The following is a 12,685-nucleotide window of genomic DNA, read 5'->3' as shown; positions in this document are numbered from 1 at the left end:
GAACGCGAGCAGTGGAGAGCACATGCCGGTCAACGACGCACATCCCGGGGACGACGGGCCGACGGACACCGTCACGGTCACCGTTGTCTACCACTCGGTCCACGGCCACACCCGGGTCCTGGCCGAGCACATCGCCGACGGGGCGCGGCTGGTCCCCGGCACCGGCGTGCACCTGGTCGAGATCCGCGCCGAGGACGTCACCGCGGGCCGCTGGCACGACGCCGCCGTCCTCGCCCTGCTGGAACGCTCCGACGCCGTCGTCTTCGGCTGCCCCACCCTCATGGGCAGCGCCTCCGCGGTCCTCAAGGCCTTCATGGAGGCGGCCTTCACGCCCTTCGTGTCCCAGGCCTGGAAGGACAAGCTCGCGGGCGGCTTCACCATGTCCGCCTCCCAGAGCGGCGACAAGCTCTCCGTCCTGGAGCAACTGGCCGTCTTCGCCGCCCAGATGGGCATGCAGTGGATCGGCGTCGGCGACATGCCCGGCAACAACTGGAGCGGCGGCCACCGGGACGACATCAACCGCCTCGGCTCCTGGCTCGGCCTGATGAGCCAGAGCCACACCGACCTCGACCACGCCCACACCGGCTCCCGCGGCGACCTGATCACCGCAGAACGCTACGGCGACCGCATCGCCCGCCTGACCCACCGCTGGGCCAACGCCGCCCCCTACGAAACCTCCCGCATGACAGAACTGGAGGCCCGCGCCCTGTCGGCGTCCCTGCGGGTCAGCTAGCGCCTGCCGCTCCCCCGGCCGCCGCCGTGAGCACGGTGGCGAGGTGGGCGAGCCAGGCGGCGGGGGTGTACGGGGGTGGGGGCTGGACCTCAAGGCCCAAGGTGGCCGCGGCCAGGTTGAGGTCGGCTTCGGACAGGGTGAGGGCCAGGAGTTCGTGGAGTTCGCCGGCGAGGCGGGCGACCAGGGCGGGGGCCGTGCCGGACAGGTAGTCGGCGAGGGCCGCGTCGTGGTCGTCGAACTCGTCCGGCATGTCCTGGGAGAACCAGCCGCCGAGCAGCTGGGCCAGTTCGGGGAAGCGGGCGTGCCACTCCCAGTGGGTCTGCGGCACGCCGGGCGGCGGCACCGCACCCTCGGTGACGCTGCGCGCGATGTGGCCGGCGAGGCGCAGCAGCCACGCCTGAACGCCCGGGCCGGGCACCCCGGTGTCCGGCACCGGGTAGAACTCGCCCAGTTCGTGCCGCAGCCGCCCGGGAGGATTGCGCGCGTACTCCCTGAGCTGGCGCTCCGCCGTGGCCAGCGCCCAGGGCCGGGTGTGCCAGGTGTGCCGCAGGTACGCCTGGAGGGCGGCTGCGGGCTCGTCGTCGGTGTCGTCGGCGGGCTGCCCCAGATACGCACGCATCACCTGGTCCAACTCGCCGTAGCTACGGTCGTGTTGCAGCGGCTCCATGAGCTGCGGCCCTCCTCGTGTGCAGGCGTTCGGGGACGTCGCGGCTCACAGGTACACCGGGAAGGTCGCGTGCACGACGAACCCGTGCTCGCTCGCCGCCTCCCGCCGCAGCACGACCCGCGCCGCCCGCACGTCCACCGGCCCGCGCCCGGCGTACATCATCGCGTCGATCAGCACCCGCCCCACCGCCTCCTCCCGCGACGGCCACGCCGCCTCCACCGTCAGCCGCTGCCGCGTCCCCTGCGCGAGCCACCGGTGGATCGCCTGCTCGTTGCCGGTGATGACCTGCTGGGTGCACCACTGGGCCGTCTCCCGGTCGGGATAGGTGGAGCTACGGGTACGCATGTCTGCCGCCTGTCGGGTCGGGGTCGTCGAAACGGTCAGCGGGAGGTGCGCACCCACCGCGGCGGGTGCTCGGCGCGCATGTGCTCGCCGAAGACGTCGATGATCAGCGGCAGCCACTCCAGCCACGGCAGGCCGGGCGTCCCGACGGCGTGCTCCACCTCGAAGAAGCGCTCCAGCGCCTCCTCGGTCTGGAAGACGGCCAGCGCCTCCTGGCACTCGGCAGCCATGTGCGGCAGCCACCACAGGCACAGCGGATGGTAGTTGTCGACAGCCAGGCGCAAGCCTTCACGCGGGGAGAGCGAGTCGTCCTCCAGGGCCAGGCCGTCCTGGCCGTAGTAGATGACCAGCATCTCCAGCAACGTCGGTAGCCGGAAGGCGAGTTCCGCGCTGGTCGGGATGGCCTGGGCCACCCGGGCGGAAGAGCCCACGTTCCACGTGGCGACGTACTCGGCGATCTCCCGCAGCACTTCGGGCGTTCCGGTGATGCCCTTCAGGGGTGCGTCCTGCCCGGACTCCATCAGGTCGGCCGCTGCGTACAACTCCGCCGCGATCTCGTGCAGCGCGCGCCCACCGCGTTCCCACAGATCCCACAGCGCCCGGACCATCGGCTCCACCAGGGCCTTGCGCGCCGCGATGCCCGTGGGCTCGACCCCCGCTCGCAGATCGACCCCCGCCAGCAGGGTCCTGGCGCCCGAGAAGCGCTGGTAGTCGTAGTGCTCGCGGTCGATCATGCGGTCCTCTTCGGGCTGCGCGTCATGCGGGATAGGACGTGTTGACGACGAACGGCGGTTTCATACCGGGTGCGTACTTCAGCTCGAACTTGACACCGTGCATCTCGGTGACATGCGGGTTCGCGGGGTCGGCCAGGTAGTCGGCCTTGGTGATGCTGCGCCCGGTCACCGGACCTGTGGGGCCGAAGTCGACGGTGAACGGCCTGGGTGACGGTTGGCCGCCTCTGTCGATCCACCTCTTGATGTCGTCCGCTTTCATGTCGAGGCATTGCTGAGTGTAGGCCTGCGCGCTCCCCAGGTCGGTGTAGGTCGAGGCCGCACTGGGCATCTTGTCGCGCATTCGCTGCGCCAGCTGCTCGTCCGTCTTGGCCACGTGCCTGTCGATGGCGTGCGACCCGTCGATGCCCTCCTGGTTGACCAGGTCGACCGGGTATTTGTGGATGTCCGCCGAGTCGGTCTGCAGGGTCCACACGTGCTCGTGCTTGAAGTCGTTCAGGGAGCGACCGCCGAAGGTCTCGGCGCGGGCTTCCTCCGCCTCGAAGGTCGGGACGCTCTTGCGGGCCTCTTCGAGCTTCTCCTCCAGGCCGTCGAGGGTTCTCGCTATGCCGGAGCAGGTCTCGTTGTACGTGTTCACCGCCGCCTCGATGCCGGCGTAGTCCATGTGGCTGCGGAAGGAGAGCACCATCTGGGTGGTGATGTCCACCGCGGCGAACGGCGTGAGTTCGGCCAGCAGGTGCCAGGGGTGGGTGCCGTACTCCTTGGCCATGTCCTTGACCATTTCCACGGCCGCGTGCTTGGCGGCCGGTTCGCTCACCCCGGTGACCTTGTCGGCGGCGTCGGCGAGGTCCAGCAGGGCCGTCTGGACGGCCTGGGCGGTCTCACCGAGGACGGTGATGACCGGGCGGCGCAGGGCGCCCTGGACACCGGGGGCGGTCTTGTACGCCACCGTGCCCTGCATCTTGCCCCAGGCCGACGTGCCCCAGAGGGTCTGGCAGAAGGCCTTCATGGCCGCCTGCCACTCGTCGTGCCCGCTGTCGGTGTTGGTGAGGTAGGCGATGTCGCCGTTCAGGTTGTCGGCCGACGTCGTCCCGTCGGAGAAGATCATGCCCCAGGCGGTGCCGATGGTGCGGAGTTCGTCCTTGTCGGGTCCCGGGGTGATCTTGTACATGGTGCCGAGGCGCAGCGTCTGGTCGATAAGGCCCTGGACGTGGTCGGCGAGGAAGTCGGGGATGTGGCCGAGCATGCGGACGACGGCGTGGTCGGAGTCGGCGTCGGTGCCGCGCCAGGTCAGGTCGGGGACCTCGCCGTAGTAGGTGGGGACGCGGATCACCCAGGGCGGTTCCTGGTGCGGGGGCGGGCCCTGCTGCTTGCGGTTGGTCCGGAAGTCGGCGGCGGCGTAGTTGTTCGCGGTGGCGGTGAAGCCGACGGCCGCGCCCCCGACGGCGACGACGGCGTTGCCCCAGACGTCGAAGAAGGTGGTGGCGATCTTCCGGTAGGAGGAGGCGACCTCGCCGGGGCCTGTGCCCTTGCCTGCCAGTTGCTCGTGGCCGGTGAGGGCGTCCATCAGCGTCTTGGCGGCCTTGTCGAAGGCTAACTGCTCGTCGCGCACCTTGTAGGAGGTGAGGTAGAGGTGCGAGGGCTTGACGTCGAAACCGCCGGCGGCGCCGGGCGGCGGGGTCGCCAGGCCCTTGATCTCCTTGTCGCGCTGCTTGTCGCTGGGGCGGCCGTCGCCCAGGTCGTCCTTGTCGTCGCTGGTGGCGGGTGTGCCCATCAGGCGGCGCCCCAGCCGCGCAGCACCGCCTTGTGGGCGGCGTCGTAGTTGAGGTGGCCGGTGACGACGACATCGTGCAGCCAGGCCTGCGCTCCGTGCATGTCCTGTACCGCGCGGTCCCAGCGGTCGAGGCTGTCGACGCACATGTCGCGCGCCTCGCCCTCCCAGCTGCGGACGACGGGGGTGACGCGCGCGTACAGCTCGTCGAGGCGGCCGGTGAGGTCCTTGAGGATCGCTTCCAGCTCCGACGACAGGTGCTTCATGGTGCCGAAGTCGACGGTGATGCCGTCGTCCTGCTGTGTCACGTTCTCCCCCGGGTGGACGTGCGGCCCCCGCCGCTACGAGTTCTGCCGCTACAGGTCGGAAAGGCGGCTCCGCGGTGGCGGCGCGGCCGGTGTGCCCGGGCCGGGCGCGTCCAGGGCCGGGCGGTCGTCGGGGATTTCGAGGGCGCGGAAGGACTCCAGGGTGTCCAGGTCCTGCGCGCTGAAACCGTCCCGGCTCAGCCGCACGGCCTCCTCCACGAGGGCCAGCATCTTCCGTACGGTCTCGGCATCGGCGTTGGCGCTGCGCTGCAGGTCGCGGTAGACGCTCGCGGCAGGGCTGCGCCAGCCCTTCTCCGCTGCGTCGACCAGCGCGTTGAGCTTGCCGATCTGCGTGGCCAGGTGTTCCTGCATGCCGTCGAGATCGCCCGCGAGCCGCGTCAGGTCGGCGTCGGTGGCGTGCAGCCGCGGCTGTGTCATCGCGTCCCCCTCCGGCCCCAGAAGCCCCCCGGCTCCCCTCTTACCCTGCGTCAGACGCCGGTGACACACCACCGGTTCCCGCGGGATGGCGCAATTACGACGCCGGGTGTCGGGTGTCGAGCCGACGGTTCCGGTGGGGCAAGGGGCCGTTGGGACGGGATTGACACCCTGAGCCGCACATCATCACCATGTGCACGTCATACGCGACCGGGTCGTCCCGACGTCAGGAGAGCCAGCCATGGCCACCGTCGACCGCCGAAGGTTCCTGCAGCTGGCCGGCGCCACCGCCGCCGCGTCCGTACTGACCGGCAGCGTCACCAGAGCCGCCGCGATCCCGGCGGTGCAGGGGACGGGGACGATCCGCGACGTCGAGACACCGGCGGCGTGTCCGGTTACGCGGCAGGCCCCTACGGGCTCGGGCCGCGCGTGCCGATGCTGGTCCTGTCCCCCTGGAGCACCGGCGGCTGGGTGTGCTCGCAGACGTACGACCACACCTCGATCGTGCAGTTCGTCGAGAAGCGCTTCGGCGTGCACAACCCGAACATCTCGCCCTGGCGCCGCGCGGTCTGCGGCGACCTGACGGCCGCGTTCGACTTCACCCGCAGCAACCCCGCCGCGCCCGCGCTCCCCGGCACCGGCGGATACGTACCGGCCGACCACGACAACCCCGGCAGCTACGTCCCGACGCCGCCCGCGACCGGGTCGCTGCCGGGGCAGGAGCCGGGGCTGCGCAACGCCCGCGCCCTGCCGTACGTCCTGGCCGCCGACACCCAACCCGTCGGCGGGCGGATGCAGTTCACCTTCGGCAACTTCGGCGCCGCGGGCGCGGCCTTCCTGGTCACCTCCGCCGTACGCTCCGACGGCCCCTGGCCGTACACCGTCGAGGCGGGCAAGACGCTCTCGGACACCTGGGCCATGCCCGCAGCCGCCGACCGCTACGACTTCTCCGTCCACGGCCCGAACGGCTTCCTGCGCCGCATGGCCGGCACGGCGGGCTCGGTCGGCCCCGAGGTGACCGCCCGGCACGACAGCGCGACCGGCTACGTCGACCTGGTCTTCAGCAACCCGGGCCCCGGATCCGTCACCTTCACCGGCACCGACGCGTACGCGCCCGCGCAGCACTACTCGTACACCGTCGCGGCGGGCGCCATGCGCAGCGTCCCCGGCTGGGGCGTGCCCGCGGGCAACCGCTGGTACGACATCACGGTCACCTCGAACACCGACCCCGCATACGTACGCCGCTTCGCCGGCCACATCGAGACCGGCGCCCCCAGCACCAGCGACCCGGCCACCGCGACCACCGGCTGACGCGGCCGCGACCCCACCGGGCTGCAGCCGACCTGTCGTACGCCGCTGCCATGATGCTGTGCACCGACGACGGCACGGGAGCAGAGCATGGTGGAGCAGACGGTACGGGCGATAGCCGAGGCGATCGCCGCGGGCGCACCCGGCGGCTGGACGCAGGCGGAACTGCACGCCACGGCGGGCCGCGGCGGCAGTTCGACGACCGGCGGCTACCTGCCGCGCCCGTCGGGCTTCCACCGGGGCGTGGCCGCCCCGCACCAGCAGCTCATGCAGCTCGCGGAAGCCCTCGGCCAGGACCGCGGCTGGGAACCCGTCAGCATGGAGTTCCGCTGCCTGCCGTCCGGGGAGTACCGGTTCACCGCCTTCCACGACGCGGTCACCCGGGTGAGCGGCGGCATGAACGGCTTCGAGGCCGTCCTCGACGCCGATGTCCGGCTGCCGCAGCCGGGGCTCGACCAGCCCGCCTCCACCGCCGCCCCCGCGGGCGACCCCGAGCTGGCCGCGGCCCGCTTCCGCGCCTACCTCGAACGGCGTGCCGCGATCCTGGGCCACCCCGAGGAGCTGCCGCCGCCCGCCACCGCGGCGGACATCGCCGAGGCCGAGTCCCGGCTGGGCTGCCGCCTGCCCGCCGACCTGCGCGCCCTCTACGAGATCGCCGACGGCGACGGCGTCGGGTACGACCACCGCTACCTCTTCGAGGGCTGCGCCTGGCTGCCGCTGAAAAGCCTCGTGGCAGAACACGAGGACGAGCAGGAGACGCGCCCCTGGTACGGCTGGGACCTGGAGTGGGACGCGGTCGTCTTCGACGCCACCCCGCGCGACACCGTGCGCCGCTGCGGCGACCACCCAGGCTGGCTGCGCTTCGCCACCCCCGAGGACGGCAACTACCTCGCCGTCGACACCGCTCCGGCCCGCGCCGGGCGCCCCGGCCAGGTCATATGGACCGGCCGGGACCACAACGACGGTCCCGGCTACGTCGCCGACTCCGTCACCTCACTGCTCGGCCACTACCTGGACCTGCTCGACCAGGGCGCGTACGACAAGCGCGGCGACTACATCGCGCTGCGCGAGCCCGCCCGCGAGCACGCCCCCCAGGAGTACATCGGCGGCGGCGTCCCCGAGGAGGTGGCGCCCAGCCTCCAGGCCGTGCACATCAACGACGTCCCCGGCCCGGTCGACCTCACCCCGCTCAGCGCCGCCCGCGGCCTGCGCCGGCTGCACCTCAACCGCGCCACCACCGCCGACCTGGCACCCGTACGCGGCCTGCCCGTCGAGTCGCTGCGCGCCGGCCTCACGGGCGGCGACCTCACCCCGCTCGCCGGGCACCCCCACCTCGCGTCCCTCGACCTGGCCACCATCGCCCCGGCCGACCTCACCCCGCTGCGCACCGTCCCCCGCCTGCGCGGCCTCGACCTGTCCGCGGCGGACATCGCCGACGTGTCCGTCCTCACCGGCCTGACGGGCCTGCGCTACCTGGCGCTCGACCGCCGCCAGTGGTCCGCCCTGCTGGACGGCGCCGGCGCCCCGCCCGCCCTGGCAGCGGCCCGCCTGACCGACACGGACGCCACCCTTGACGAGGCCCTGGCCTGGGCGGCCCGCCTCGGTCTCGACACCGCCGGCCCTTTCCGCACGGGCGGGTCTTGGCGGCCCTGACGTCCGGGCTTACGATCCTGCCGGGCGGGGTCGTAGCGCAGGGGTCGTCGCGCGCGGTCTCCAAAACCGCGAGGACGCCGGTTCGAATCCGGTCGGCTCCGCCCGTTGTCCAGGGCCGGCCGCAGAGACGGACCGCCAGGGCCGCGGATGCCGTGAGGGCGAGCGGGGCTCCGGCCCACAGGGCGGCCTGCCAGGTGTGAGGGTGTCCAGGGCCGGCGGGAGGGACGTGCCCAGGATGCTGATGCGGGCGTAGCCGAAGCGGATCAGCAGCGGGAACTGGATGGCGATGGTGAGCGCGAACAGCGCCCAGGACAGCGCCAGGACCGTGGCCAGGTCGTGGCAGGACTCGGTGCGGCGGCAGGAGTTGGGGCGCGGGCGGGGGCGGGCCGCCTCAGTCGGCGCCCGCGGCGCCCGCGGGTCCCGCGGCGCCCTTCTCGTACGCCTCGATGGTGCGGACGAAGACGGCACGTTCCTGCGGGCTCAGCGGCTCGAAAGCCGCACGCCAGGCGCTCGCCCCGTTCGCGAGCCAGCCTTCGATGGCGGCGCGGGTCTCCGGGTCGTGGGAGATGCTGACGATCGTGCGGCGGCCGTCGGCCGGGTCGGAGCGGCGGTCCACGACGCCCTGCCGGCTCAGGTCGCTGACCATCAGGGCTGACCTTCTCGGTCGGCGGCGTCGGCGCCCCGCCGGGCTGGTCAACACCTCGATCCAGGTCGGCGCCGCCACGGGCGTCGCGATCATCGGCACGGTGTACTTCCAGCTGCTGGACGGCGGCCGGCCGCCGGTGCGGTCGGCGGTGATCGGCCTCTTCGTCGGCGTCGGCCTCTACGCCCTGGCCGCGCCCGCCACCCTGATCCTCCCGGGCGGCCGGCTGGTCTTCACCGCACCCCGCCCGCAGCAGGCCCCGCCCCCGCCGGACGGCGCCAAGGTCGTCACCCTGCCCTGAACGGCGCAAATTGGCCACGCCGCTTCCCCCGGCCGGCCGTGTCCGCCCCGGTAGGGTCGGCGGGCGGGCAACCTTGCCGACGGTCCGACAGCCCGTCCACGGGCGGCCCCCAGGCAGGGTTTTCCGGTAACCAGGGGGGAGAAGAAGGGTGTTCGCCGCCTATCTCACGCTCGTCGTCGTCGGCGCGGTCTTCAACGGCGCCGCGGCGGTCACGTATCTCATCGGCCACGAATATCCCAAGACGCAGGCCGACATGAAGGGCATCCCCCGCACGTACGTCCCGGTCCTCGGCACCCTGCTCGCGGCCGGCACCCTGGGCCTGCTCGCCGGCCTGAAAATCCCCGTGCTGGGCACCCTGGCCGCGTCCGGCCTGGTGCTGTATTTCATCGGCGCGATCTTCGCCCACCTGCGAGTGGGCTCCCGCGACATCGTCGGCGGCATCGTCTTCCTGACAACGGCAACCGCCGTCCTGACCCTCGGCATCACCTACCACGGCGCCACCTGAGGGGGCCTGCGCCGTGTCCGACCCCGCTCTGTGCGGACTCGCAGAGAACCCGGCGCTGCCGCCCGACCTGCTCGACCGCCTGGTCGAGACCGCGGACGACGACGTCGCCGCGGAACTGGCCTACCGCGCCGACCTCACCCACGCGCACGCGGTCGCACTGGCGGCGCGCTCCCCCGAGACGGCGGTCCTGCTCGCGTACAGGGGCAGGCTGACCGCCGCCGACATCGACCCCGCAGCCCAGCCGGACGCCGCACTGGCCCTGCTCGACGAGGCCGCGGGCCTCCCCGAGTGGGCACGCCTGCTCGCCTCCGAGCCCCAGGTCGCGCGCCGCCAGAAGCTGGCCGCCTGCCCGGGCCTCCCGGCCGACGTGGTCGAACGGCTCGCCTCCGACCCGGACATAGGGGTCGTGGCGGAGTTGGCGCAGTTCACGACGGTACGTGAGGTGGTCGAGCGCCTGGCCCGCCACCCGCACGCCGAGGTACGGCGCGGCGCGGCGGGCAACGAGACGGCACCGCCCGAGGTCCTGGCGGCCCTGGTCCGCGGCGACTTCCCGCCGGCACTGCGGTGCCTGGTCTGCGACCGCGAGCAGGTGCCTTTCGCGCACGACCCGGAATGCCCGCGCCAGGACTGCGACTTGCCGCCGGGCGCCGCGTGCGACGGCTCGCACCAGTCCGCCGTGCACGACATGCACTATGCCGCGCTCTGGAACCCGGCGACCCCCGCGGCTGCTGCCGCGGTCTTCGCCGACCACCCCTCGGCGGACCTGCGGTGGGCACTGGCCGCCCGCACCGATGTGCCTCCGCGGGTGTACGAGCAACTGGCCGCCGACCCCGTACCCCACGTGCGGTCCACGCTGGCGGCGAATCTCTCGGTCGGCGAGGACCTGGTCCGCCTGCTGGCCGACGACCGCGGCCACGACGTGCAGCGCACCGTGGCCTTCCGCCCCGACCTGCGGCTCGACGTTCTTCTCCGGCTGGCCGGCGCGGGGAAGACGGGTGCCGCGACCCTGCCGCGGATCACCGGCGCATCCCCCGACGAGGTACGGGAGTTGGCCCGCTCACCGCAACCGGAGGTCCGGATGATGGTCGCCCAGCGGCGGGACCTGCCCGACGCGGTCCGCGACGCGCTCGCCGCGGATCCCGACGCGAAGGTCGTCAAGTCCGTCGCCCCGCACCCGGGCCTGTCGGAGGCGCAGTTGCGCGCCATGGTCGACCGGCACGGCGTCCGGGTCGTCGCGAAGGTCGCGGCCAACCCGGACGCCTCCCCCGAACTGCTGGAGGACCTGGCCCGCCACGTGCCGCCGGTGCGCAAGGCCCTCCGCGAGATCGCCCGCCGGCCCCAGGCCACGCCCACGGCGCTGCTCGCCTGCCTGGAGGACCACCAGGCCCGCCCGCCGGCAGCAGGGCACCCGGCCCTCCCCCCGGCACTGATCGCCGGACTGACCGCCGACCCAGACTGGCAGGTCGCACAGGCGGCGGCCGGCAACCCGTCGCTGCCGCTGGCCGCGATGCGCGCGCTGCTGGACTTGGAGGGCTGACGAGTTCGGTGTTGTCCCGGGGTGCGCCTGCTGTGCGCGGTCGGGGTCGGTGCCGCTTCGGGGGTATCTCCTCGGCCTGCGCGCCTTACCTCTTCCCGGACGAGGCGGCGGGAGTCGCGTGCACGCCTGCGGGGACACCCCCGAACCGTCCCCTCGGGTGCGTCGGCGGCTTGCGGTGAGTTGTCCCTCCCGGTTGGCACTACGGGGGTTCGCCGGTGTGCGCGGGCTGTCGTTCCACTCGACATCATATGACGGTTGCCGATATATATAGGTGACATGAGTGACCGACCCCTTCAGGAGCCGACGCTGCTCCTGCTCACCGCACTGGCCGACGAGCCCCGGCACGGCTACGGCCTCATCCAGGAGATCGACGCGATCTCGCACGGCCGGGTGCGCATGCGCACCGGCACTCTCTACGGCGCGCTGGACCGCCTGCTCCAGCAGGGCCTGATCGAGGTTCAGCGGGAGGAGGTCGTGGACGGCCGCGCCCGCAAGGTCTACGCCCTCGCCTCGGCCGGCCGTTCCACGCTGGCCGCGGAGACGGCGCGGCTGCGCTCCGTCGTGGAGGAGGCGGAGCGCCGGCTCGCCGGGCGCCGCGCGTCCGCCGCCCGCCCGAAGGGAGCACTGGCATGACACAGCGGCACCCTTCGCGCGCCCTGCGCTGGGCGCTGCGCTGCCTCCCGGCCGGCTACCGCGCCGAGCACGGAGCCGAACTGGCCGCGATATACGACCAGGCCACGCGGGGCGCGGGGCGGGCCGGGCGGCTGCGCGAGGCCCTCGACATCGCCGCGCTCGGCCTGCGGCGGCGTGCCGGGCTCGGCTCCGACCGGGCCGCCGGGCGCACCATGGCGCAGGCCGCACCGCTGGCCGTCGCCCTGGCCCTGGGCGGGAGCGTGGTGAACCTGCTGTCGCTCTTCGCGCCGGACGTCCGGCACCTGCCGGCGGACTCGCCGCCCAACGTCCTCGTCCTCACCGACCAGTTCGCCGCGCCGCTGCTGTGGTCCGCGGTGCTCGCGGCGGTGTGGACCGGGCGCTGGACCGCGGCCCGCGCCCTGGTCGTACCGGCGACGCTGCTGCGGCTGTGCGACGTACCGCTGCTCGCGCTGTCGCACTCCGAGGTCCACGGCTACCGCACGGGCATGGTGCTGAACGTGGTCGTGCCGCTGCTGACCGCCGCCGTCGTCCTTGCCGCGCCGAGGGATCTGCTCGGCTCCTCGGCCGCGCAGCGCACCACGCTCGCGGCCGCCACGGCGCTGGCCGTCGTGGTGTGGGGAGCGCAGTTCACCGCGTCCTTCCACTACATGCCGCCGGGGGGACCGCGTATCACGCACACGCTGTGGGCGGGGGTGCTCGCGGTGGCCCTGCTGTGCACGGGGCGCGGCCGGCCGGCTGCCGCGGGCCTCGCGGTGGCGGTGCTCCCGCTGGCCGTGCAGTCGACGGTCCCGCTGCTGTACCCGCTCTCCCCGGCGGGCGAAGGCGCCCTGATCGCCGTCCTGGCAGCCGCCGCGGCACCGCTGCTGCGCATCCGCCGGCGCCCCGCGTAAGGCACCCCCCGCGGCGGCTTGCATACGAACGGGCTGCGCATGCCGCCGCGCGGGGGTCCGGGCGCAACGGCCGTACGCCGCAAGGACGTTGCCGCGTGTCCCGGGGGGGCGAACAGCGGGCGAACAGCCGCCCCCGGGGCACGTAAACTTTCTTTCACGAACCTTGTGCGTGGCGAAAGTTTCCTTCACTCTGGGCGTGCACGACGCCCC

15 protein-coding genes and 1 tRNA gene are annotated in these 12,685 nt (G+C 73.1%); 9 read left to right on the top strand and 7 right to left on the bottom strand.

The genetic code is table 11. From position 1 onward, the window contains the following. The first annotated feature begins 22 nt into the window (after nt 1-22). Nucleotides 23-733 carry a flavodoxin family protein gene (locus JT723_RS08440; protein WP_205043857.1) on the top strand — a complete coding sequence of 237 codons (711 nt, stop codon included), beginning with the start codon at nt 23-25 and terminating at the stop codon, nt 731-733. Here the strand turns inward: JT723_RS08440 and JT723_RS08435 are convergent. The 6 genes from JT723_RS08435 to JT723_RS08410 are packed head-to-tail and all read right to left on the bottom strand — an operon-like array spanning nt 726 to nt 4,987. Next, nucleotides 726-1,400 carry a contact-dependent growth inhibition system immunity protein gene (locus JT723_RS08435; RefSeq protein ID WP_205043856.1) on the bottom strand — a complete coding sequence of 225 codons (675 nt, stop codon included), beginning with the start codon at nt 1,398-1,400 and terminating at the stop codon, nt 726-728. The two genes, JT723_RS08440 and JT723_RS08435, sit on opposite strands and share 8 nt — an antisense overlap. 45 nt (nt 1,401-1,445) lie before the next feature. After that, complete coding sequence (locus JT723_RS08430) at nt 1,446-1,745, bottom strand: RNase A-like domain-containing protein (protein ID WP_205043855.1); 300 nt, start codon at nt 1,743-1,745, stop codon at nt 1,446-1,448. 35 nt (nt 1,746-1,780) lie between these two features. Further along, complete coding sequence (locus tag JT723_RS08425) at nt 1,781-2,476, bottom strand: hypothetical protein (protein WP_205043854.1); 696 nt, start codon at nt 2,474-2,476, stop codon at nt 1,781-1,783. Between the two features lie 22 nt (nt 2,477-2,498). Next, nucleotides 2,499-4,247, bottom strand: a complete 1,749-nt coding sequence (locus JT723_RS08420) for an RNase A-like domain-containing protein (protein ID WP_205043853.1) — start codon at nt 4,245-4,247, stop codon at nt 2,499-2,501. Then, complete coding sequence (locus tag JT723_RS08415) at nt 4,247-4,552, bottom strand: WXG100 family type VII secretion target (protein WP_205043852.1); 306 nt, start codon at nt 4,550-4,552, stop codon at nt 4,247-4,249. The genes JT723_RS08420 and JT723_RS08415 overlap by 1 nt, the downstream gene beginning before the upstream one ends. 48 nt (nt 4,553-4,600) lie before the next feature. Further along, complete coding sequence (locus JT723_RS08410; RefSeq protein WP_205043851.1) at nt 4,601-4,987, bottom strand: WXG100 family type VII secretion target; 387 nt, start codon at nt 4,985-4,987, stop codon at nt 4,601-4,603. 384 nt (nt 4,988-5,371) lie between these two features. Between JT723_RS08410 and JT723_RS08405 the strand changes: the two genes are divergently transcribed. The 3 genes from JT723_RS08405 (at nt 5,372) to JT723_RS08395 (ending at nt 8,046) form a co-directional block, all read left to right on the top strand. After that, a complete protein-coding gene (locus JT723_RS08405; RefSeq protein WP_251513253.1) occupies nt 5,372-6,295 on the top strand; it encodes a phospholipase domain-containing protein in 924 nt (307 codons plus the stop codon). A gap of 87 nt (nt 6,296-6,382) precedes the next feature. Next, the gene (locus JT723_RS08400; protein ID WP_205043850.1) at nt 6,383-7,945 is read left to right on the top strand and encodes an SMI1/KNR4 family protein; all 1,563 of its coding nucleotides are present in this window, start codon (nt 6,383-6,385) and stop codon (nt 7,943-7,945) included. A gap of 26 nt (nt 7,946-7,971) precedes the next feature. Then, nucleotides 7,972-8,046, top strand: a tRNA-Trp gene (locus JT723_RS08395). A gap of 290 nt (nt 8,047-8,336) precedes the next feature. Here the strand turns inward: JT723_RS08395 and JT723_RS08390 are convergent. Further along, nucleotides 8,337-8,684 (bottom strand): winged helix DNA-binding protein, encoded by a 348-nt coding sequence (locus JT723_RS08390; protein WP_205043849.1) that lies wholly within the window; start codon nt 8,682-8,684, stop codon nt 8,337-8,339. 7 nt (nt 8,685-8,691) lie between these two features. Here JT723_RS08390 and JT723_RS08385 point away from each other — a divergent pair, with 7 nt between their 5' ends. From JT723_RS08385 to JT723_RS08365, 5 genes are all read left to right on the top strand, one after another. After that, nucleotides 8,692-8,889: a hypothetical protein gene (locus JT723_RS08385; protein ID WP_205043848.1), complete on the top strand. Its 198-nt coding sequence runs from the start codon at nt 8,692-8,694 to the stop codon at nt 8,887-8,889. Nucleotides 8,890-9,037: 148 nt separating this feature from the next. Next, nucleotides 9,038-9,394 (top strand): DoxX family protein, encoded by a 357-nt coding sequence (locus JT723_RS08380; protein ID WP_205043847.1) that lies wholly within the window; start codon nt 9,038-9,040, stop codon nt 9,392-9,394. A gap of 13 nt (nt 9,395-9,407) precedes the next feature. Continuing rightward, entirely contained in the window at nt 9,408-10,931 is a 1,524-nt protein-coding gene (locus tag JT723_RS08375) for a hypothetical protein (RefSeq protein WP_205043846.1), read from the top strand. A 276-nt stretch (nt 10,932-11,207) separates the two neighbouring features. After that, complete coding sequence (locus tag JT723_RS08370) at nt 11,208-11,564, top strand: PadR family transcriptional regulator (RefSeq protein WP_205043845.1); 357 nt, start codon at nt 11,208-11,210, stop codon at nt 11,562-11,564. Next, nucleotides 11,561-12,475 carry a hypothetical protein gene (locus tag JT723_RS08365; protein ID WP_205043844.1) on the top strand — a complete coding sequence of 305 codons (915 nt, stop codon included), beginning with the start codon at nt 11,561-11,563 and terminating at the stop codon, nt 12,473-12,475. Before JT723_RS08370 ends, JT723_RS08365 begins: the two co-directional genes overlap by 4 nt. The last annotated feature ends 210 nt before the right edge of the window (nt 12,476-12,685 follow it).

This window comes from Actinacidiphila bryophytorum (assembly GCF_016916835.1).
Lineage (GTDB): Bacteria > Actinomycetota > Actinomycetes > Streptomycetales > Streptomycetaceae > Actinacidiphila > Actinacidiphila bryophytorum.
This window is presented reverse-complemented; position numbering and strand designations above follow the sequence as displayed.

Excerpts from the sequence above, each read along its gene's own strand:
- JT723_RS08435 (WP_205043856.1), bottom strand. The coding sequence starts at position 1,400 with ATGGAGCCGCTGCAACACGACCGTAGCTACGGCGAGTTGGACCAGGTG.
- JT723_RS08370 (WP_205043845.1), top strand. The coding sequence starts at position 11,208 with ATGAGTGACCGACCCCTTCAGGAGCCGACGCTGCTCCTGCTCACCGCA.
- JT723_RS08400 (WP_205043850.1), top strand. The coding sequence starts at position 6,383 with ATGGTGGAGCAGACGGTACGGGCGATAGCCGAGGCGATCGCCGCGGGC.
- JT723_RS08365 (WP_205043844.1), top strand. The coding sequence starts at position 11,561 with ATGACACAGCGGCACCCTTCGCGCGCCCTGCGCTGGGCGCTGCGCTGC.
- JT723_RS08440 (WP_205043857.1), top strand. The coding sequence starts at position 23 with ATGCCGGTCAACGACGCACATCCCGGGGACGACGGGCCGACGGACACC.
- JT723_RS08410 (WP_205043851.1), bottom strand. The coding sequence starts at position 4,987 with ATGACACAGCCGCGGCTGCACGCCACCGACGCCGACCTGACGCGGCTC.
- JT723_RS08425 (WP_205043854.1), bottom strand. The coding sequence starts at position 2,476 with ATGATCGACCGCGAGCACTACGACTACCAGCGCTTCTCGGGCGCCAGG.
- JT723_RS08420 (WP_205043853.1), bottom strand. The coding sequence starts at position 4,247 with ATGGGCACACCCGCCACCAGCGACGACAAGGACGACCTGGGCGACGGC.
- JT723_RS08430 (WP_205043855.1), bottom strand. The coding sequence starts at position 1,745 with ATGCGTACCCGTAGCTCCACCTATCCCGACCGGGAGACGGCCCAGTGG.
- JT723_RS08390 (WP_205043849.1), bottom strand. The coding sequence starts at position 8,684 with ATGATCGCGACGCCCGTGGCGGCGCCGACCTGGATCGAGGTGTTGACC.